Annotated in this window: 15 protein-coding genes; 6 read left to right on the top strand and 9 right to left on the bottom strand. The window is 74.6% G+C overall.

Annotated elements, in window-relative coordinates; translation table 11 throughout:
• Nucleotides 1-330: 330 nt before the first annotated feature.
• Nucleotides 331-1,113: an IclR family transcriptional regulator gene (locus ABT015_RS00925; protein WP_350875268.1), complete on the top strand. Its 783-nt coding sequence runs from the start codon at nucleotides 331-333 to the stop codon at nucleotides 1,111-1,113.
• A gap of 81 nt (nucleotides 1,114-1,194) precedes the next feature.
• Here ABT015_RS00925 and ABT015_RS00920 read toward each other — a convergent pair whose 3' ends face one another.
• The 5 genes from ABT015_RS00920 to ABT015_RS00900 form a co-directional block, all read right to left on the bottom strand.
• Nucleotides 1,195-2,028: a winged helix-turn-helix domain-containing protein gene (locus ABT015_RS00920; RefSeq protein WP_350875266.1), complete on the bottom strand. Its 834-nt coding sequence runs from the start codon at nucleotides 2,026-2,028 to the stop codon at nucleotides 1,195-1,197.
• Nucleotides 2,029-2,958: 930 nt separating this feature from the next.
• Nucleotides 2,959-3,507: a GTP-binding protein gene (locus ABT015_RS00915; protein WP_350875683.1), complete on the bottom strand. Its 549-nt coding sequence runs from the start codon at nucleotides 3,505-3,507 to the stop codon at nucleotides 2,959-2,961.
• A gap of 139 nt (nucleotides 3,508-3,646) precedes the next feature.
• Nucleotides 3,647-4,078, bottom strand: coding sequence for a DUF742 domain-containing protein (locus tag ABT015_RS00910; protein ID WP_350875264.1), 432 nt, complete (start codon nucleotides 4,076-4,078; stop codon nucleotides 3,647-3,649).
• A gap of 134 nt (nucleotides 4,079-4,212) precedes the next feature.
• Nucleotides 4,213-4,632: a roadblock/LC7 domain-containing protein gene (locus tag ABT015_RS00905; RefSeq protein ID WP_063349983.1), complete on the bottom strand. Its 420-nt coding sequence runs from the start codon at nucleotides 4,630-4,632 to the stop codon at nucleotides 4,213-4,215.
• Entirely contained in the window at nucleotides 4,629-7,535 is a 2,907-nt protein-coding gene (locus ABT015_RS00900; protein WP_350875261.1) for a sensor histidine kinase, read from the bottom strand. The genes ABT015_RS00905 and ABT015_RS00900 overlap by 4 nt, the downstream gene beginning before the upstream one ends.
• Before the next feature lie 559 nt (nucleotides 7,536-8,094).
• Here ABT015_RS00900 and ABT015_RS00895 point away from each other — a divergent pair.
• Both ABT015_RS00895 and ABT015_RS00890 read left to right on the top strand, forming a co-directional pair.
• Nucleotides 8,095-9,960 (top strand): AMP-dependent synthetase/ligase, encoded by a 1,866-nt coding sequence (locus ABT015_RS00895; protein ID WP_350875259.1) that lies wholly within the window; start codon nucleotides 8,095-8,097, stop codon nucleotides 9,958-9,960.
• 258 nt (nucleotides 9,961-10,218) lie between these two features.
• Nucleotides 10,219-11,412 (top strand): polysaccharide deacetylase family protein, encoded by a 1,194-nt coding sequence (locus ABT015_RS00890; protein WP_350875681.1) that lies wholly within the window; start codon nucleotides 10,219-10,221, stop codon nucleotides 11,410-11,412.
• An 81-nt stretch (nucleotides 11,413-11,493) separates the two neighbouring features.
• Here the strand turns inward: ABT015_RS00890 and ABT015_RS00885 are convergent, their stop codons facing one another.
• Nucleotides 11,494-11,868 carry a hypothetical protein gene (locus ABT015_RS00885; protein WP_350875257.1) on the bottom strand — a complete coding sequence of 125 codons (375 nt, stop codon included), beginning with the start codon at nucleotides 11,866-11,868 and terminating at the stop codon, nucleotides 11,494-11,496.
• A 342-nt stretch (nucleotides 11,869-12,210) separates the two neighbouring features.
• Here ABT015_RS00885 and ABT015_RS00880 point away from each other — a divergent pair, with 342 nt between their 5' ends.
• Complete coding sequence (locus ABT015_RS00880) at nucleotides 12,211-13,101, top strand: nitroreductase/quinone reductase family protein (RefSeq protein WP_350875255.1); 891 nt, start codon at nucleotides 12,211-12,213, stop codon at nucleotides 13,099-13,101.
• A gap of 179 nt (nucleotides 13,102-13,280) precedes the next feature.
• Here the strand turns inward: ABT015_RS00880 and ABT015_RS00875 are convergent, their stop codons facing one another.
• The 3 genes from ABT015_RS00875 to ABT015_RS00865 form a co-directional block, all read right to left on the bottom strand.
• Nucleotides 13,281-14,078 (bottom strand): SGNH/GDSL hydrolase family protein, encoded by a 798-nt coding sequence (locus tag ABT015_RS00875; RefSeq protein WP_402446953.1) that lies wholly within the window; start codon nucleotides 14,076-14,078, stop codon nucleotides 13,281-13,283.
• Nucleotides 14,079-14,526: 448 nt separating this feature from the next.
• Nucleotides 14,527-15,225 carry a hypothetical protein gene (locus ABT015_RS00870; protein WP_350875253.1) on the bottom strand — a complete coding sequence of 233 codons (699 nt, stop codon included), beginning with the start codon at nucleotides 15,223-15,225 and terminating at the stop codon, nucleotides 14,527-14,529.
• 206 nt (nucleotides 15,226-15,431) lie between these two features.
• On the bottom strand, nucleotides 15,432-16,622 hold the full coding sequence (locus ABT015_RS00865) for a DUF8829 domain-containing protein (protein WP_502897248.1): 1,191 nt from the start codon (nucleotides 16,620-16,622) through the stop codon (nucleotides 15,432-15,434).
• A 188-nt stretch (nucleotides 16,623-16,810) separates the two neighbouring features.
• Here ABT015_RS00865 and ABT015_RS00860 point away from each other — a divergent pair, with 188 nt between their 5' ends.
• Nucleotides 16,811-17,980: an exonuclease SbcCD subunit D gene (locus ABT015_RS00860; RefSeq protein WP_350875249.1), complete on the top strand. Its 1,170-nt coding sequence runs from the start codon at nucleotides 16,811-16,813 to the stop codon at nucleotides 17,978-17,980.
• Entirely contained in the window at nucleotides 17,977-21,030 is a 3,054-nt protein-coding gene (locus ABT015_RS00855; RefSeq protein ID WP_350875247.1) for an AAA family ATPase, read from the top strand. The genes ABT015_RS00860 and ABT015_RS00855 overlap by 4 nt, the downstream gene beginning before the upstream one ends.
• Nucleotides 21,031-21,109: the final 79 nt, after the last annotated feature.

The raw sequence follows: 21,109 nt of genomic DNA, 5'->3' as shown, positions 1-21,109 counted from the left end.
CGAGGCGGGGAACGCCGGACGGTGCGGCGCGAGGGGAGCGTCAGCGACAACACGCGCAGGAGGCGGGGCACCGGTGGATCGTCACGGCGTCGCTCCTTCCTGCGGGTCGGGGTTGCGGGTGGTACGCCGGGCGGCGGGCGTCCGGCGCGATGTGAGGAGCGTTCCACGACGATCGAGCCGGAAGCAAGGTTTTGCCACATGGTGGGATCACTTGTTCATCAACGCCATTCCATTGCAACGTCGTCGACACAATCCCGCAGCACTCGCTGCCCTACGCTGAGACTCCTCCCGGTGATCCAGCCGGATTCCCGAACCGAAACGCGAGGTGCCATGGCCGAGGCCGCCACCGCCGTCCAGGGCCCGCCGGCCGGTGCGCAGGCCGTCCAGCGTGCGCTGGGGCTGCTGCACTGCTTCCACGACAACGGCCCCGACCTGAGCGCCTCCGACCTGGCCCGCCGGATGGACCTCTCGGTCTCCACCGCGCACCGGCTGGCCCGAACGCTGGTCAGCGCCGGCTTCCTGGAACAGGACGAGCAGACCGCGCGCTACCGGCTCGGCCCGGCGGTCGCCGAACTCGGCCAACTCACCTTCCACCAGCGCGGACTGCACCTGGCCGCACCCGAGTTGGACCTGCTGTCCCGACGCACCGGTGCGACCGCGGACCTCGCGATCCGCAGCGGTCCGCACGCGGTCATCCTGGTGGGGGCCTCCGTCCGCCCGGACACCGGCCTCGGGCTGCGCCGGCCGCTGCACTCCACGGCGCTCGGCAAGGTGCTGCTGGCCTGGCCGCGCCCGGGCGAGCCGGCGGTGTCGGCGCTCGGCCCGCTGCCGTCGTTCACCGACCGGACGATCACCGAACCGGCGCTGCTGGACGATGAGTTGGCGAAGGTCCGGAGCTCCGGGTACGCGCTCAACGACGGAGAGTCGGCCGCCGGGGTGCGGACGGTGGCCGTGCCCGTCCTGGACGGCACCGGGCAGGCCCGGTTCGCGCTGGCCGTCCGCTCGACCCCGGCGCACCTGACCGACGACCGCCTGGACTGGTTCCTGGGCCACACCCGCACCTGCGCCGACGCGCTCGCCGTCCTGCTGCTGCCGCCCGATCAGCGCGCCTGACGTCACGTCATGATGCCGCAGCGGGTGGCCCGTTCCACGAGGGCACGGGCAACCCGCCACGGCAGGACGTTCAGTGGCCGATCAGCTGGCCGGGGTGTACTTGTAGCCGACCCGACGGACCGTCACGATCGTGTCGCGGTAGCCCGGTCCGAGCTTGCGGCGCAGCCGGGCGACGTGCACGTCGACCGTGCGGCCGTCGCCGACGTGGCCGTACCCCCAGACCGCCGAGACCAGGTGGTCCCGGGTGTGCACCCGCTGCGGGTGCTCGGTGAGGTGGGCGAGCAGCTCGAACTCCAGGTAGGTGAGGTCGAGCAGGCGCCCGTCCACGTAGGCGTTGCGCCGCTCGGCGTCGACGGCGATGCCGCGCCCGGCCGGTCGGACCGGACGGACACCGGTCTGCGCGGGCACACTCACGGGCGCACCGGCGTGCGCACCGGCGTGCTGCGCACCCGAGGGCCCGCCGAGGGACGCGCCGGCGGGCACCGCCGCCACCGGGCTGTCGGCCGGTACGAGCACCAGGTACCCGACCATCGGGTTCCCGGTACCGGCGCCGAACTGCGGGCCGTACTGGGCGAGCAGACCCTGCGGCAGCGCGCCCTGCGGCAGGGCGGCGACGACGGTCGCGCCCTCGGGCAGCGCGGCGAGCAGGGCAGCCGGTGCGGCCGGGAGGACCGCGCCCGGCTGGGGTACGACGCCCGCGCCCGCTGAACGGGACGGAGCCGCATGGGAGGACCGGACCGCTCCCCCGGGCCATCGCTCGGCGGCCGGCGAGCCGTGCGAGAGCGGGGAGGCGGAGGAGCCCGGCGCGCCGGGGACGCCGGACCCGGCCGGGACGACGCCGGGGACGGAGCGGACCGCGCGCAGGTGCGGGGTCGCGGAAGGCAGGGGCAGGGTGGCCGTGGATGAAGAAGACATGGTGTGCCGCTCATTTCGCGCGTGACGGACGGGGTGGAGTCGTCTGCGCGTCGACCGGGCGTACTGCCGGGCTGATCCGGAATCAGCCTGCGGAGGGCCGGGACGCGCTGGGCGAGCCCGGACACGTCTGATCGAACAGGTGCGGCTGCCGGGACGGCCAGAACGGCTCAAGGTCGAGGTGACCCTGCCGGCTGTCCCCGGCGCGGTTCGCGCGCCCGTTCCACCGCCCGGCCGGTCCGCCGTCGCACATCGCGGAGGCCGCCCCGGTCGAGCGGGGACGGCCGGCGATGCCGGGGGCGGGGCTGGTGCAGGCGATGTTCACTGGTGGTCTCTCCGCGAGGCGGGGCCGGATCGGCGGTCGCGGGCACGCCGGATGGGGCGGGTCCGCTACGGCCTGGTCGACGGGATTGGCGGTGCGTCAGACGGCGGCCTGGTGGGCCGGGAGCGTCGGGGACGTACCGGGAAGGGGCCGGCCGGTCACCGACAACAGGCGCTGCAGATCAGCGCCTGGTCGATGTAGCGGCGGACGGTGAGCACCGGCGTGACGGGGGCGGGATCGGTCGTGGCGCGTCGCTGGCCGACGGTCATCCTGCTGCCCTCCCCCTTGCTCTGCACGACGGCGCGTCGTCGTCGATGCGCGCCTTCGTGAACGGAACGTTTCCGGCCCTCCCGACGGCATGGCCGGGCGGCTTTCGTGCCCAGAGCCTTCCACGCCGGGCCGGTCTAGGCAACCTTCGGCACACCGAACGTCCGGGATGCGGACAACCGAATGAGACGTCGGGCGGCTCGGAGGCTCTGTGAAGCCTCTGTGCGGGTGCAGTGCCGGACCGATGGGGCGGTGTCGTCAGACCGGGAACGCGGTGTCGTCAGGCCCGGGCTCGGTGTCGTCGGACCGGGTCGCGGCAGCACCGGGTCCAGGGTGCGGCGGCGTCAGGTCCGGGCCGGGGCGCGGTGGCGACGGGCGGCGGCGTGTTCGACGAGCGCGACCAGGAGTTCCTTCCCGTCCTCCCGCAGGCGTGCGTCACACAGCAGCACGGGAATGTCCGGGTCGAGGTCGAGCGCGTCGCGGACCTCGTCCGGGGAGAACCGCTCGGTGCCGTCGAAGCAGTTCACCGCGACCACGAACGGAATGCCGCGCTGCTCGAAGAAGTCGACCGAGGGGAAGCAGTCGGCCAGCCGCCGGGTGTCCGCGAGCACCAGTGCGCCGAGCGCGCCGCGCGCCAACTCGTCCCAGACGAACCAGAACCGGTCCTGCCCGGGCGTGCCGAACAGGTACAGCGCGAGTCCGGGCCGCAGGTCGATCCGGCCGAAGTCCATCGCCACGGTGGTGGTGCGCTTCGCCTCCACGCCCGAGGTGTCGTCCACCGGGCGGCCCAGCTCGCTGAGCTCCTCCTCGGTGCGCAGCGGCCGGATCTCGCTCACCGAGCCGACCAGCGTGGTCTTGCCCGCGCCGAAGCCGCCCGCGACGAGGATCTTCACCGCGACGGCCGGGCCGCCGCGCCAGCGCGGGTCGTTGGCGCGACCGCCGGAGCCGTGGCCGACGGGGGTGCCGTGGCCGCCCGGGGCGCCGGGATCGGCGCCACCAGAGGTATCGCCGACAGCGGCGCGGCCGTCGTGGTCAGAGCGCACGGAGTCCATTGATCACGTCTCGCAGCAGGCGCTCGTCCGGCAGCTCGGCGAGCGGAACGGGTCGGGTGACGCTGATCAGCTCGGCGTCGTAGAGGTCGCCGAGCAGCACCCGGACGACGCTGACCGGCAGGTCGGTGTAGGAGCCGAGTTCGGCGACGGACAGCGGCTCGCGGCGGCACCAGGCCAGGAGGGTCTGGTGCTCCGGGTCGAGGACGTGCGCGGGCACGGCCCCCGCGTTCGGCCCGGGCTCGGCGGCGGTGATCAGCGAGATCAGGTCGAAGAGACCGTCCTCGACCGGCCGGGTACGGCCGCGGGTCATCGAGTAGAGCCGCACGACCGGGCCGGCCTCGTCGTCGAACCAGCGGTCGTCGGCGGGGGCGGGCGGGTGGAGCAGGTCGGACTCGGCCCCGTCCTGGCCCATCTGCTCCGCCACCTCCCCTGCCGTCCCAGTCGTCCCTGCCGACGCGGCCGTCCCTGCCGACGCGGCCGACGCGGCCGAGCCGTTTGGCTCGGGCGGCCCCGCCGCCTCAGCCCTCGGATCCGCCATCGGACCGCTCATCTCCCCGGCGGCGCGGCTTCGGTGCGCGGCTCGGCGGCCAGGTGCTCGCCGACCCGCTTGACCAGCAGCGCCATCTCGTAGGCGATCTGGCCGATGTCGGCCTCGGCCTCGCTCAGCACGGCCAGGCAGCTGCCGTCCCCGGCCGCCGTGATGAACAGGAACGCCTCGTCCAGTTCCACCATCGTCTGGCGGACCCCGCCGACCTTGAAGTGCCCGCCGGCGCCCTTGGCCAGGCTGTGGAACCCGGCCGCGACGGCCGCCAGGTGCTCGGCGTCCTCGCGGTCGAGGTCGCGGGAGGCGCCGGTGGCCAGGCCGTCGCTGGAGAGGATCACGGCGTGCCGCAGGGCCGCGACGCGCCCCACCAGGTCGTCCAGGAGCCAGTTGAGGTCCCCGGACGGCTGCGTCGAAGTGGTCATGAATCAGTTCCTTCCGATGGAGCGGGTGGTGCAGGTGGTGCTGTCGGTACAGGTGCTGCCGATGGAGCGGGTGTTGCCCGTGGACCAGGTGTTGCCCTTGATACAGGTGGCACGGGTCGTGCCATGGGTGCGGGCACCGGGTTCCGCCGGACGGGCGGGCCGGGCGGCACCCGACGGGCGAGCGGCGCCCGGGCAGCATCCGACGGCGCGGGCAGCGCCGCCGGGGCGGGTGCCGGACTGATCGCCCGCCGGGCGGGGTCCGGCGGCTGCCAGACGGGTATGGCGGCGGGCCGGGCACTCGCCGGGGCCGACCCGGACGTGGCGCCGCGCCCCCGGGTGAAGCCGCGCTGGAACGAGGCGAAGGTGGCCCGCGCCTCCTCGGGTGAGCGCTCGCGCGCCCGCTCGGCCTCCTGGGCCTCCCGGGCCCGGCGGGCGGCGAGGGCGGCCTCGTCCTCGGACCCGTGGTCGGTCCGGTCCCGGAGGCGCTCCTTCAGCTGCTCCTTGAGCTGCGGCGCGAGGTTCGCCTGCCGGACCCGCCGGGGCAGCCCGCCCTCGGTCCGCGGGCCTGCGACCGACGGCGGGTCCGCGGGCCCGTCGACGACGGGAGCGGCCGTGGTCGGCTCGTCCCGACGGTGGCGCCCCGTCCCCGCAGCGTCCTCGGTGTCCCTGGGCGGCGCGGGCACCAGCACCGGCCCGCCCCTGGTCCGCGAGGCCCGTCGCGGCAGCCCGCCCGGCGTCCGGGCCGGCTCGGACGTGGACGGCCGGGGACCGCCGCTGCCGCGGTGCCGCTCGTCCTCCCCCGCAACGGAACTGGCCCCAGACCCGGCACCGGACCCGAACCCGGCACCGACGCCGGAACCGGCAGCGGCCCGAGCCACGCCCTCCGCCGTACTGCGACCACCACCGCCACCGCCACCGCCGAGCGCGGGCACGGCGACCAGGTCGCGCTGTCCGCGCCGGACCGGGGCGGAGCGCTGTCCGGTGGGCGGCGGCTCGGGCAGGCCGTCCGGCGCCTCGGCGAGCAGTTCGCGCGGGATCAGCACGACCGCCGTCGTCCCGCCGTACGGGGACGGGCGCAGGTGGACCCGGATGCCGTGCCGCCGGGCCAGCCGGCTGACCACGAACAGGCCCAGCCGGTCGGTGTCGGCGAGGTCGAACTCCTGCTCCACGGCGAGGCGTTCGTTGATGTCGGCGAGGAGTTGATCGCTCAGCCCGAGCCCGCGGTCGTCGATCTCCAGCGCGAATCCGTGCGCCACCACCTCACCCTGGACGGTGACTTGGGTGGTCGGCGGGGAGAACACCGCGGCGTTCTCGACGAGTTCGGCGATCAGGTGGGTGACGTCCGCGACGGCGCTGCCGAGCAGGCCGGTGCCGGGGAACGGCCGGACGATCACCCGGGCGTAGTCCTCGACCTCGCCGACCGCCGCGCGGACCACGTCCACCATCCGGACCGGCTTGCGCCAGGCGCGCCCGGGCGAGCCGCCGGCGAGGATGATCAGGCCCTCGGCGTGCCGCCGCATGCGCGTGGTGAGGTGGTCGACCTTGAAGAGGTCGGCCAGCTCGGTCGGGTTCTCGGTGCGGCGCTCCATGGTGTCGAGCAGGGTGAGCTGGCGGTGCAACAGCACCTGGCTGCGCCGGGCCAGGTTGACGAACACCGCCGAGACGCCGCGCCGCAGTTCGGCCTGTTCGACGGCGGCCTCGACCGCGGCCCGCTGGACGGCGTTGAAGGCCTGGCCGACCTGGCCTATCTCGGCCGCCCCGAAGCGCAGTTCGGGTGCCTCGGCCGCGACGTCCACCGCCTCGCCCCGGCGCAGCCGCAGCATGACGGAGGGCAGCCGGGTGCCGGCCAGTTCGTTGGCCGCGTTGCGCAGTCCGATCAGTTCGCGGGCGAGGCCGCGCCCGATCCGGAAGGAGATCAGCACCGACAGAACGACCGCGACCAGGCCGATCGCACCGGCGATGCCGCCGCGCCAGAGCAGCCCGATCGCGGCGGACCGCTCACGCTCGCCGATCCCGTTGGCGATCCGGGCGTTGATCGAGGTGAGGTCGCCGAGCGCCCGGTCGGCGGTCTCCCGCCAGGAGTCGCCGTTGATCGCCTGGGCGACCCGCTCGGGGCCGCCCGCGCCGACGAAGTCCGCTTCGGCGCGGGCCAGCGCGGCCCAGGCCTCGCCACCGCGCAGGGCGATGTAGTCGGACTGGTCGGCGGGTTCGAGTTCGGCGATGTAGACGGTGAACAGGGCCTGCTGGTTGTGCAGGGCGTCCAGGGCCACCTGGTACTGCTCGGCGGTGGGCTTGGCGGCGCCGCCGCGCAGGCCCTCCATCGCCGCGTCCTCCTGCGCGAGGTACTCTCGGGCGCGCACCAGCTCGATCAGGATGGTCCCCTGGCGCGGGAGTTGGCCGGTCTGCCGGGCGACGTAGGCGGACCGGAAGCCGAACACCGGCTTGACCAGGTCGCTGTACTGCCCCAGCGCGAACTCCCAGTTGAGCGCGGAGCGGCCGACCTGCGCGCGCAGCGGTCCGATCTGGTCGGCGGCGGCGATGATCTGCAGGAAGCGGCCGCGCTGGGAGCTGGAGAGCTTGCCGCCCGCGTGGTCCTTCTTCTGCCGCAGGACGTCGAGGCTGCGGTCGGTGGCGGCCTTGGCGTGTTCGTAGGCGTCCGCGGCGACCTGCGAGTTCGGGACGGCCAGTCGCTGGACGGCCGCGCGGCGCTCGTTCTGCAGATCGTCGGCGTACTCGTCGACCGGGGTCCCGAACTCCTTGTACGTACGGCTGATCTCCAGCTGGCCCCAGACGTCTCCGGTGGTGGCGAAGGTCGCGTACACCCAGAGCGCGGTGAGCGCGACGATGGGCACCAGGAGCAGCGCGATGATCTTCGCGCGGATCGAGCTGCTGCGCAGACGCATGGAGTCCTCGGTCGGGAAGTGCCAGGCGCGGACGGGGAGCGGTTCGGAGGAGCCGCGGGGCTCGGCCGGAAAAGGCTTGGGAAAGGGCTTCGGAAAGGACTTGGGAAAGGACTTCGGGTGCGGGCTTCGGAGATCGGCTTCGGGGCTGGTCGGCGTGGATGGTGCGTCATCGGATCGGGCCTGGCCGGGAGGCCCCGGCCGCAGGTCTGCGAGAGCCTACTACGCCCTGACCACTCGTTCGAGGGTCGTACCGGTCCACTTCCCCGGCTTGCCCCGCACACGTCAGGATCGACTCCCGGTCACCGCGGGCTCGCGTCCGGTTCATCCGCCGCCACCCCGTTTGCCCGATCACCGAACGCACGCGGTTCCTCCCCGGCGGCGACACCTTCCGCAGGGACCGGTGCCGATCTCGTCGCGTCACGGTCACAACCCTGGGCAGTGACAGGCCGATCCGATAGTTTCGCTGCACCTGCGCGGCCCGGCACCGCCACCACGGCCTCCGGCGCCGACACCGGTACCGGCGCGGGCAGTGCCGCCGCGAGACGCCAACGGGGGGAATGTGCGCGAGTTCACCACCCCCGCCGTGGCCGGGCCCGAGGCCACCGGAGGACTCGCCGACTCGCTGTACGACACCGCCGAACGCACACCGGACCTGGTGCAGCTGGCCCGCCGGGTCGGCCCGCCGGGCCCCGCCGACTCCACAGGTCCCGCCGAGCACCGGGACGAGTGGCGGGGCGTCACCGCGCGGGAGTTCCGCGACGAGGTGCTCGCCCTCGCCAAGGGCCTGCTCACCCGGGGCGTGCGCTACGGCGACCGGGTCGCCCTGATGTCCCGTACCCGCTACGAGTGGACGCTGTTCGACTACGCGCTCTGGTCGATCGGTGCGATCACCGTCCCGGTCTACCCCACGGCGGCGGCCGAGCAGGTGCGCTGGATCCTCGCCGAGACCCAGGCGGTGGCCTGCCTGGTCGAGGACGAGGACGCCGCGATGACGGTCGGCGCGGTCTGCGACGCGCTGCCCGACCTCACCGGCATCTGGCAGCTGGACCGCGACTGCGTCGCCGCGATCACCGAGGACGGCCGTGACGTGCCCGACTCGCTCGTCCACCGCCAGCGGCTCGGCGTCACGGCCGGGAACGTCGCCACCGTCGTCTACACCTCGGGCACCACCGGCCGCCCCAAGGGCTGCCTGATCACCCACGCCAACCTGGCCGCCGAGGCCGACGCACTGCTCGGCGGCTGGCGGGAGGCCTTCCACGACACCGGCGGCGGACAGCCGTCCACTCTGCTGTTCCTGCCGCTGGCACACGTCTACGGGCGGGCCGTGCAGGTCGCGGCGATCCGCGGCGGCTTCCGGATCGGGCACGTCCCCGAGGTCTCCACGGACGTCCTGCTACCCGCGATGGAGTCCTTCCGGCCGACCTTCCTGCACGTCGTCCCGTACGTCTTCGAGAAGATCTTCCGGCAGGCCCGGCGGGCCGCCGAGGACGCCGGGCGCGGCGAACTCTTCGAACAGGCCCGGCAGGTGGCCGTCGACTGGGCCGCCGCCCGGGAGCGGAAGGCGTTCGGGCGCGGACCCGGGCCCAGCCCCGGACTGCGGCTGCGCCACCTCGCCTACGAGCGGACCGTCTACCAGCGGCTGCGGGCCGTCCTCGGCGGCCGGGTGCGCAGCGTGATGTGCGGCGGCTCCACGCTGCGCCGCGAACTCGGCCTCTTCTTCACCGGCGCCGGCCTGCACCTGTACGAGGGCTACGGGCTGACCGAGACGTCCGCCGCGATCACCGCCAACCCGATCGGGCGGCAGAAGCGGGGCACGGTCGGGCACCCGCTGCCGGGCTCGTCGGTGGCCCTCGCCGACGACGGCGAGGTGTGGGTGCGCGGCGGCTCGGTCTTCGGCGGCTACCTCAACCACCCGCAGTGCACGGCGGAGTCCCTGATCGACGGCTGGTTCGGGACGGGCGACCTGGGACGGCTGGACGAGGACGGCTACCTGACCATCACCGGCCGCAAGAAGGACCTGATCGTCACCAGCAGCGGCAAGAACCTGGCCCCGTCGGCGCTGGAGGAGCGGGTGGCCGCGCATCCGCTGGTCTCCCAGTGCCTGGTGGTGGGCGACGACCGGCCGTACGTGGCCGCCCTGATCACGCTCGACCCGGCGGCGCTGGCACACTGGTTGAAGACGCACGGGCTGGAGCAGCTGGACCCGTGGGCGGTGCTCGCGGACGAGCAGCTGCACACCGAGGTCCAGCGCGCGGTGGCGGCGGCGAACACGGCGGTGTCGCGGGCCGAGTCGATCCGCGCGTTCCGGCTGCTGCCCCGCGAGTTCAGCCAGGACCAGGGGCTGCTGACACCCTCCCTGAAGCTGCGCCGGGCGGCGATCGCCGAGTACTACGCCGATGACATCGCGGAGTTGTACGTCCCCTGACGGATCGTCTCGTCCCCTGTGCGGCAGGTGCGGTGGACTCCGGTTCACCGGCCGTTCCCTTGACGGGCTGATTGGTCCAGTCCATTGTTTCTCCTCGGTCCGAGTGCGGCGCACCATCCGCTCCCGCCCCTCCGGGAGCACCCAGGTTCCGCGAGCCCGGTTCCAGGGGCCCGACCCAAGGCCCCGGTTCCAGGGTTCCGATTCCGCCACGCCCTCCCCACGGGCGTGTCCCCCACATGCAGGAGTCCTCTCGTGTCGATGTCCACGCGCCTGTCCGCACGCCTGTCCGCGTGCCAGTCCGCACGTCTGTCCACCCGTCTGTCCGCGCTGGCCGCCTCCGTCGCGCTGATCACCGCCTTCGCCGCCCCGGCGGCCTCCGCCACCCCCGGGCCCGCCCCGGCCGGCGCCCCGAGCACCCCGAGCGGCCCGACCGTCAACCTGGCCACCAACCCCGGCTTCGAAATCCCCGCCCCCGACCTCTCCGACTGGGGCGCCGTCCCCGGCTGGAACTGCACCGGCGGCCCGGCCGAGGCCGCCGTCACCACCACCGCCGCGCACTCCGGCGCCTCCGCGCTCACCGTCACCCCGGCCACCGCCGACTCCACCGGCGAGTGCGCGCAGACCGTGGCCGTCCAGCCCAACACCACCTACACCGCCTCGGCCTGGGTCCGCGGCGCCTTCGTCTACCTGGGCGCCACCGGTACCGGCAGGGACGTCGCCCCGGCCTGGACCGAGACCACCGGCGGCGGCTGGCAGCAGCTCACCACCCGGTTCACCACCGGCCCGAACGCGCACAGCGTCCGGCTCTACGTCCACGGCTGGTACCAGCAGGGCCCGTTCTCGGTCGACGACGTCCGGGTGGACGGCCCCGCGCCCGCCCCGGCCGCGGCCGCCGGATCCGTGCCGACCAGCGACAAGGTCGTCTTCTTCACCGTCGACGACGGCTGGCAGCGCACCCCCGAGGCGGAGAAGGTCATCACCGACCACCGGCTGCCGATCACCGCCTTCCCGCTACCGATGCCGGCCGAAACCGACCCCGACTTCTTCCGGCGCGTCACGGCCGTGCCCGGCTCCTCCATCCAGGACCACAGCGTCTCCCACTCCGACCTCAGCAAACTGCCGCTGGAACAGCAGCAGATCGAGATCTGCGACGCCCGCGACGCCATGACCCGCCAGTTCGGCACCACGCCGGTGGCCTTCCGCCCGCCGTACTTCGCCTGGAACGCCGACACCCTCCAGGCCGCCGCCAACTGCGGCATCCGCACCGTGCTCACCGCCGACGCGGACTTCAGCTGGGGCGCGTCCAACATCTGGCACCCGGGCCTGTTGCAGCCGGGCGACGTCGTCCTGATGCACTGGACCGACACCCTCGCCACCGATCTCCAGCGCGCCCTCGCCGCCGCCGACGCGGCCGGGCTCAAGCCGGCCGGCCTGGTCGACTACCTGCGCTGACGCGCCGCCGTCGGCGGGCTCATCAGGGAGCCCGCCGACGGGGCACCCACGCACGGGGCTCCCGTCCACCGGCGGCCGGGCTCAGCCGAAGACGTGCGCCATCCAGCCGCGCAGGCGCTCGTCGAAGTCGGTGGCGCCGGTGAAGTCGTTGGCCGGGATCACGCCGACCTCGGCGTCCTCCCGCTCCTCCCAACCGGCGGCGAGGTACTCGACGTCGGCCCAGCCGCCACGGAACAGCACCACGTGCAGCTCGCCGCCGGACAGCGGGTCCGCGACCTGGACGCCGACGGAGTCCGGGTCCGTGACGCGGGCGCGGTCCGTCTCCAGCGGATACGGCCAATGGGCCAGGGCGTCACGCCAGGTGAGCGCGCCGACCGTCAGACCGGCGGCCCGCCAGCGTACGGCCCGGGCGGCGATCCGCTCGGCGGCGTGGTCGAGGTCGACGATGCGCTCCACGACGGCGTTCACTCCCCTCGCGCCGACGATCCCGCGCCGGCGAGTCCGCGCCGGCGAGTCCGCGTCGACGGTCCCGCGTCAGGGAGCTTTCGTCGGCGATCCTGCTCGTTGACAGGGCGTCCGCGGCGTGGCTCTAATGGGGGCGTGCAGCGTGGCGCCGGCCACAGAGTAGTGGGCCGGCCGGCAGCCGAGCGAGCACCTTTATCCGAGGGACGATGCGCGATGAGTACTTTCTCCGCTGCCCTGATCTGACGTAGGCGGTCACCGCGGTGTCCGCGTGCGCGCCCATGCACCGCGTGTGGCCGTGACTCCCAACCCCCGTAGGAGACTTCACCCACACCCATGTCCACGAACCATGTCAACCAGTTCAACCAGGGCGTCATCGAGGAGTTCCGGGCCAACGGCGGGCGGGTCGGCGGCCCGTTCGAGGGCGGCGACCTGCTGCTGCTCACCACGGCCGGGGCCCGCTCGGGCAACCCGCACACCGTGCCGCTCGGGTACGTCCGCGCCGAAGGGCTGCTCCTGGTCGTCGCCTCCGCCGCCGGAGCGCCGGACCACCCGCAGTGGTACCGCAACCTGCTCGCCCGGCCGGTGGTCCGGGTCGAACTCGGCTCCGAGGCGTTCGACGTGATCGCCGTACCCGCCGAAGGCGCCCGACGGGAGCGGCTGTTCGCGGCCGTCGCCCGGCAGGCGCCCGGGTACGGCGACTACCAGGCGACCACCGACCGGGAACTGCCGGTGGTCGTCCTGGAACGGCCCGAGACACCCGTGCGCGAGGTGCGCAGCCTCGCCGACAAGCTGTTGGAGGCGCACACCTGGCTGCGTGCGCAACTGCGCCACGTCCGGCAGGAGGCGCGCTCGCACGTCGCGGGCCGACCGGCCGGGCTCGGGCTCCAACTGCGCCAGCACTGCCTCGCCTTCTGCGAGGGGCTGACGCACCACCACACCGGCGAGGACGCCGCGATCTTCCCCGCGCTCGCGCGCAACCACCCGGAACTGGCCGGGGTGCTGGAACAACTGGGCGAACAGCACCTGGCGATCGGGCGGATCAAGGAGGAGCTGGCGGCCCTGCTCGCCGGGGTCGAGGTCACCGAACCGGACCGGCTCCGGGCCGAGTTGGACCGGATGTCGGCCGAGCTGGAGGCGCACCTCGACTACGAGGAAGCGGAACTGCTGCCGACGCTCGCCGGGATCCCGTTCCCACCGCTGCGACCCGGGCCGACCCGGGACTGAGACGGACGCGCGAATGCCGTCGGCCCCTCTCCCCACGCTCGGGGAGAGGGGCCGACGGCCCGCGTGCCGGTTCGGCGGCGTCCTGAAGCGACGGCCTACCGATGCGACGGGCCCGCTGATACGACGGGCCTGCTGATACGACGGGCCTGCCGACGTGACGGCCTACCGGTGCGAAGCCGTTACGACTGGCTGAAGACCGGGAGGTAGCCACCGGACTGGCCGGCGGCCTTCGGGTGGTAGCTCTCGTCGACCGGCAGGGTGGCACTGTTGAGCCAGGTGGTCTGCGAGCCGCAGATCTCGTGCTCGGTGAAGATGCCGCGCACGTCGCCGAAGCTGAAGCCGGCGTTGGCGACCCGCTTGGCGATGACCTCGTCCAGCGTGTCGGCGGCGCCGTTGATCGCGGCGCGCTTGGTGTCACTGATGCCGAGGATGCAGCTGCCGCCGATCTTGTAGAGGTGCGGGTAACCCAGCACCACCACGTGGGCGTTCGGCGCCTTGGTGTGGATCGTCGAGTACACCTTGTCCAGCTGGGCGGGCAGGGTGTTGCGGGCGTAGTTCTGGGCCGCGCTGACGGCGCTGAGGCAGGTGCTGTCCGACTCCAGCACGCAGGTCTTCATGGTGTCGGCGAAGCCGGCGTCGTTGCCGCCGACCGACAGGCTGACCAGCGTGGTGCTGGAGCTCAGCGCGGAGATCTGGTTGCTGAGGACGTCTCCGGTTCTGGCACCGGAACACGCGACGAACGAGAAGGACGACGGCGAGTGCGCGTTCTTCCACAGGTACGGGTAGGCGTTGGTGCTTCGCTTGCAGTTGCCGCTGTCGCTCAGGTAGCTGCCGGCACCGACACCGGCGGAGTAGGAGTCCCCGAGGGCGACGTAGTTGACGCTCGCCGCATTCGCGGATGAAGCGGTGAACAACGTGGTCAGAGTGAGCAGAGCCGCTATCGCGGCAACGGACATGGCGCGCGCTGGACGGAGCATGGCACCTCCTGGTGTGGTATGGGTCACAGAAGTGATACCAGGCGGTAGGTGAACCGGGAAGCGGTCATGCCAAGGACATTGACGGGCTGTCCGACAACGCAGAAGTGAACCATCGGCCACAGGGCGTGAGTTGGCGCTGGTCAGCGCCGGTGTACGCCGACCGGCGTCGGTCATCGCGCGTAGACAGTGGTCGGTGAAAAAGTCAGCGAGTGGTCAGTTGGTAGTCAGGGCAAGGCCAGGACACCGTTACGACCCGGCCATCGCCGGGCCACCCCGCCGTACGACCCGTCGCGGACGCGGCGCCGTCCGACTCGCCCCCGTGCGCGGCGCGAACCGGCGTGACGCGACCCGGCTCCGCGCTCAGGGGCATCAGCGCACGCGACTCCGGCTCGGAACCCTGACCGCAGATCAGGCGGACGGCGCCGTCACCCGGCAGCCCCTCCTCGGGCTACGCGAGGCCCGGGTGAGGCTCGCTCGGGCGCGCCGCATCCGAGTGGACGGCATCCGGGTAACCGGCGTCCGAACACACCGCGTCCGGATAGACGGCGCCGGGGAACACCACGCAGCCCTCCACCGGCAGCTCCTCGATCGCCTCGTTCGCGGCGACCGGCACGCCGAGCCGACGGGCGGCCGTGGCGACCGCCACCCGGGCCTGGCGCAGCCCGGGCGCGCCCCAGCCGAGCAGTTCGACGGCGAGTCCGGGCGCGACCAGCAGCCGCCGGTAGTGCCGGCCGGAGGCCGGGTCGGCCGTGCTCGGGCCGACCGCGCGCAGCGCCGCCGCCATCCGGACCCGCGCGCATTCGTGCCCGCCGTTGGCCGAGCCGACCCGGTCGTAGAGGTAACCGAGGTAGTACGGTCGGCCGATCACGGCCTGGGCCTCCTCGGCCGCCTCCCGGGCCAGTGCGGAGGCCGGATCCCCGGCGTCCTCCGGCTCCAGCGATCCGCCGGGGAGCGAGCAGATCCCGTCCCTGGGGTTGACCAGGGTCAGCACCCGCCCGTCCGGAGCGAACAGCCACCCCCAGGACTGCTTCACCGGCAGCCCCTCGGGCACCTGCTCGCCCGGCCGCCACGGCCACCCCGCCGTGGGACGCCGGCGCACCCTGCCGAGCAGCTCGGCGATCTCCGCGCTGTACTCGATCCGGCTCATGCGTCCCCCTCTCGCTGTCGGGCTCGCCGGACCGGCAGTGCGCGGGACGGACCTGCGGAGCACGGTACGGAGCGGAGCGGCCGGAACGGCGGCGTGGGGCACCGCGCGCTCCTGCTGTTGATCTTCTCCGAATCTTCCCCGAACAGGCGGTCGATGAACAGTCCCCAGCGCCGCATGGTGGATGGGGAGGGGTGGAAACCCCCTGATCACCCCAGCGGCCCACCCCCCTCCCTCGGCGCCGCCGAACCGGGCTCCGGGAAGCCCGGCAGCGGGAAGCCCGGCAGCGGGAAGCCCGGTCGCGGGACCACCCCGGGCGGGAACGGCAGCCCGCGCGCGGCGTCGTCGGCCAGCTCGTCGAACACCTCGTGCACCGTCATCGGCCGCAACCGCCCGCCGGCCAGCGCCCAACCGCGCGCCCACGGCCCGTCCGAGGCCCCGGGCGCCGGGACGCCCGGATCGCCGTGCAGCAGCAGCGCCCCCGCCCCACCACCGGCGACCCCCGCCGCCAGCGTGACGCAGAACGCCTCGGTGTCCCGCCCGGCGGGGTAGAGGCCGCCCGCCTCCACGCAGACCTCCACCGCCGAGCTGAGCTGCTCGCCGTCCTCCGGGCCGTGGCAACGCAGCGTCAGCAGGTGACAGCCCTCCCCCGCGCCCTCGGCCAGCGCGAGGTAGGCCGACGTCACGTACCCCATCACCGCCGCCAGCCGCCCTTGCCCGTCCGGGTCGTCGCCGACCGCCTCCAGCAGGGCCACGCCCGCGACGGACATCCGCACCCGCGCCCGGTGGTCGTCCAGCAGGACCGGGAGCAGTTCGGCCAGCCGCTCCCCCGCGTAGACGAAGGGCTCCCCGGCCAGCTCCGGATCGCCCGCGTACGCGACCCTGGCGGCGGGCGTCCGGGGGTCGAGGCCGAGCGCCGTGCAGTAGTCCTCGTAGTCACCCGCCTCCAGGACCCGCAGGTGCACCTCCAGGCCCTGCGCGTGCAGGGCCCTCAGCTGCTCCTCCGAGCGCCGCAGGTACTCCTGGTGGGCGAGCCGGCCGAACAGCCCGTACCGCGCGAGGCCGGCGAAGTCGGCCGCAGCCGCCGCCACCGCGACCGCCACCGGCTGCGCCGGCGGAGCGCCCCGGGCCCGCCCACCGCGCCGCCCCCGCGCACCGGCCCCGCCCGCTCGCCCTCCCGGCGGCCGGTCACCACCGGACGACCGGCCGCCACCGGGAGCACCCGGCCCGCCGTCCGCCCCGGCCCGCCGCCCGGCGCGCAGCAGCACCCGCCGACGGACCCGCGACCGCCTGAAGACATCCACGGCCCCGGAACACCCGGAACCCCTGGGGCCACCGCAACGCCCCGCACAACACTCCGCCACCCCGGAGCCCTCACGACCCAACGACCACACCCGCATGGTTCCTCCCACCGACTGGCCCAGCACCGGACACCGCCGACGGCCCCGACCCCGGAACCGCCGACGTCGAGGAACATACACAGAGCCACTGACAATCCACCCCGAGTAATCGAACACGCGCGTCCCGGGCCCCCCGGGTCTCCCGATCCGGACGGGACTGTCAGTACCGGACGTTAAGGTCGGGAACCATGCGACTGCTGCATACCTCCGACTGGCATCTGGGCCGCTCCTTCCACCGGGAGAGCCTGCACGACGCCCAGCGCGCCTTCCTGGACCACCTGGTGGACGTGGTCCGGGCCGAGCGCGTGGACGCCGTGCTCGTCGCCGGGGACGTGTACGACCGGGCGCTGCCGGGCCTGGACGCGGTCGCCCTGTTCGACGACGTGCTGCACCGGCTGGCCGGGCTGGGCGTGCCGACGGTGTTCATCAGCGGCAACCACGACTCGGCCCGCCGCCTCGGCGTCGGCGCCGGACTGATCGGCCGGGCCGGCATCCACCTGCGCACCGACCCGGGCGAGTGCGCCGCCCCGGTGCTGCTGGCGGACGAGCACGGGCCGGTGGCGGTCTACGGGCTGCCGTACCTGGAGCCGACGCTGGTGCGCGAGCGGTTCGGGCTGGAGCGCGGCGGGCACGCGGCAGTGCTCGGCGCGGCGATGGACCTGGTCCGGGCCGATCTCGCGGCCCGCCCGGCCGGCACCCGCGCGGTGGTGCTGGCGCACGCCTTCGTCACCGGCGGCACGGCGAGCGACAGCGAGCGGGACATCGCGGTCGGCGGCGTCGCCTCGGTGCCCGCCTCCGTCTTCGACGGCGTGCACTACGCCGCGCTCGGCCACCTGCACGGCTGTCAGACCCTGGCCCCGCACCTGCGCTACAGCGGCTCGCCGCTCGCCTACTCCTTCTCCGAGGTGGACCAGCGCAAGACCATGTGGCTGGTCGACCTCGCGGCCGACGGCTCGGTCGCCGCCGAGCGCGTCGACTGCCCGCGCCCGCGCCCGCTCGCCACCCTGCGCGACAGCCTCGACGCAATGCTCACCAAGGACGAGTACGCGCCGTACGAGCAGGCCTGGGTGCAGGCGACGCTCACCGACGCGGCCCGCCCGAGCGAGCCGATGGAGAAGCTGCGCCGCCGCTTCCCGCACACCCTCCAGTTGCTCTTCGACCCCGCGGAGAGCGAGGCCGAGCCCTCCCGGTCGTACGCGGCCCGGGTCAGCGGCCGGGCCGACCTGGAGATCGCGGAGGGCTTCCTGCGGCACGTGCGCCCGGGTGCCGAGCCGGAGCCGGACGAGCTGGGCTGGCTGCGCGCCGGCTTCGAGAGCGTCCGGGAGACCACCGACCGGAAGGCGGACCTGCCCCGATGAGGCTGCACCGGCTCACCGTCAGCGCGTTCGGCCCGTTCGCGGGCAGCGAGAGCGTCGACTTCGACGCGCTCGCCGCCGGCGGCCTGTTCCTGCTGCGCGGCGCCACCGGCGCGGGCAAGAGCAGCGTGCTGGACGCGGTCTGCTTCGCCCTCTACGGCGACGTCCCCGGCACCCGGCGGGCCAACCGGCTGCGCAGCGACCACGCCGAGGCGCGCAGGCTGACCGAGGTCCGGCTGGAGCTGACGCTCGGCGGGCGGCGGCTGCAGATCACCCGGCTGCCGGAGCAGCGGCGGCCGAAGAAGGTCGGCACCGGCACCACCGTCGAGCGGCCGCAGACCCTGCTGCGCGAGTGGGCCGCCGACGCGGGGGACGGCACGCCCGGCTGGCGGGCGGTGAGCAAGTCGCACCAGGAGGCCGGGGAGGAGATCCACCGGCTGATCGGCATGAACCGGGAGCAGTTCTGCCAGGTGGTGCTGCTGCCGCAGGGCGACTTCGCCCGCTTCCTCAAGGGCGACTCGGAGGAGCGCGGCAAGCTGCTGCGGCGACTGTTCGACACCGAGCGGTTCCAGCACGTCGAGGGGTGGCTCGCGGAGCAGCGGCGCGTCCAGGAGGCCGCCGTCCAGGCCGGCCGTCGCCGTCTGCGGGATCTCGCCAGCAAGGCCGAGCAGGCGGCCGGCCCCGGCGCCGAGCCGGCCGAGGGCTGGGTGCCGGCCGAGGAGGACGCCGCCGACCTGACCGCCGGGGTACTCGGCTGGGCGGCGATCCTGCGCAGCGGCGCAGCCGAACAGTTCACCGTCGCCGGGGCCGCGCTGGCGGGCGCCGAGGAGGCGCAGCGCGCCGCCCAGGGCGAGCGCGCGGCCGCCGAGGAGCTGGCCGGGCGGCAGCACCGCCACCGGCAGGCGCTGCTCCAGGCCGACCGGCTGGCCGCGTTCGAGCCCGAGGCGGCCCGGGACGGCCGGCGGCTGGCGGCGGCGCAGGCGGCCGTCGGGGTGGAGTCCGCGCTGCGGCTGCACGAGGGCGCGGCCGAGGCGCACCGGCGGGCCCGGGAGGCCGAGCGCCGGCACCGCGAGGTGCTGGCCGGCGACGGCGGCGCGGGCGGCGCGGCCGCCGGGGGCCCGGCGCTGGCCGAAGCGGGGGCCACCGAGCTGGCCGAGGCCGAACGGGGCCTGCGAGCCGGGCTGGTCCGACTGGAGGCCGCCGGGGTGGAGGAGCGGCGCTGCGCCGAACTCGCCCGCGAGCAGCGGAGCCTGGACGAGGAGCGGCGGCGGGCCGACGAGCTCGCCGAGGAGGCCGAGGACTGGCTGGCCGAGTACGACGAGCGGCTCGGCGGCCTCCAGGAGGAGCAGGCCCGGGCCCGGGCGGCGGGCGCGCTGGTCGAGCAGCTCGACGGCCGACGGGTCGAGTTGAGCACCCGGCTGGACGCCGCCCGGGAGCGCGACGGCCTGCGGGCCGAGATCGCCGCCGCCGAGCCGCGCGCTGCCGCCCTGCGCACCGCCGCACTGGACGCCCGCGAGTACGGCCTCGCCCTGCGCGAGCGGCGGCTGGCGGGCATGGCCGCCGAACTGGCCGAGCAACTGCGCACGGGCGAGGCGTGCCGGGTCTGCGGCTCACCCGAACACCCGGCACCCGCCGAGACTGCCGACGGCCGGGTCGGCGCCGACGACGAGGAGCGTGCCCGCCGGGCCCAGGCCGTCGCCGAACAGGCCTGGACGGCAGCGGACCAGGCTCTCACCGCGCTGCGGGTCCGCGAGGCGACCGCCACCGGCGCGGCCGGGCCGGAAGGTGCCGACGCGCTCGCGCAGGCCCTCGCCGAGCTGGACCGCGAGCACCGCGAGGCGCTGCACTCGGCGGAGGCGCTCGGCCGGGTCGAGCGGGAGATCGCCCGCTTGTCGGCCGACCAGGCCCGCCGGCTCGCCGAGCTGCACGAGGCCCGGGAGCGCGCCGCCATCCGCACCGACCGGCTCCAGGCGCTCCAGCACGAACAGCGCGAGCTCGCCGCGCGGGTGGCCGCGGCCCGGGGCGAGGCGGCCTCCGTCGCCGCACGGACGGCCGCGCTGGAGCGACTGGTCGAGCGGGTCGCCGCCGTGGCCGAGGCCTCGCGGGCCTGCGCGCAGACGCTGGCCCGGCTCGGGGACGCCGAGGGCGAGCTCGCCGAGGCCGCCGCCGCAGCGGGCTTCCCGAGCCCCGAGGAGGCCTTGGCCGTGCTGCTCCCCCGCGCGGAGCGCGAGCGGCTGGCGGCCCGGCTGGAACGGCACCGAACGGAGTCCGCCGCCGTCCGGCACGAACTCGCGCTGCCCGATCTGGCCGAGGCCGCGGCCCGTCCGCCGGTCGACCTGTCCGCCGCCGCGGCCGCGCTCGGTGCCGCCACCGACCGGCTGGGCCGGGCCCACGCCGCCCGCTCGGCGGCTGCCGAACGGTGCGCGGCACTGGCCTCGATCGGTCGACAACTGGCCGACCTCGCAGCCGAGTCGGCCCCGGCGCTGGCCCGATACGGGCGGGTCAACCGGCTCGCGGCGCTGGCCGCCGGCACCTCCACCGAGAACCGGCTCCGGATGCGCCTGGAGTCCTACGTCCTGGCGGCCCGGCTGGAGCAGGTCGCGGCGGCGGCCAGCGACCGGCTGGTCCGGATGTCCGGCGGCCGCTACACCCTGGTGCACAGCGACGACCGGGGCACCGGCAACAAGCGCTCGGGCCTGGCCCTGCGGGTGGTCGACGCCTGGACGGGCACCGAGCGGGACACCGCGACGCTCTCCGGGGGCGAGAGCTTCTTCGCCTCCCTCGCCCTGGCCCTGGGCCTGGCCGACGTGGTCACCGACGAGACCGGCGGCATGCCGCTGGACACCCTGTTCATCGACGAGGGCTTCGGCACGCTCGACGAGCAGTCCCTGGAGGAGGTGATGGACGTCCTCGACGGCCTGCGCGAACGCGACCGGGCGGTCGGCATCGTCAGCCACGTCGCCGACCTGCGCACCCGCATCCCCGCCCAGCTCCTGGTCCGCAAGGGACGACGCGGCTCGACCCTGGCCCTGGCCGGGCGGGAGGACGCCTAGGGACCACTCAGGGACACCGCCAGCGGTGTGAGGCGGCCTTCCGGGGACTTTTGGGCCTGACATCGCCGCAGGTCAACGG

Source organism: Kitasatospora sp. NPDC094016 (assembly GCF_040304045.1).
Lineage (GTDB): Bacteria > Actinomycetota > Actinomycetes > Streptomycetales > Streptomycetaceae > Kitasatospora.
This window is presented reverse-complemented; position numbering and strand designations above follow the sequence as displayed.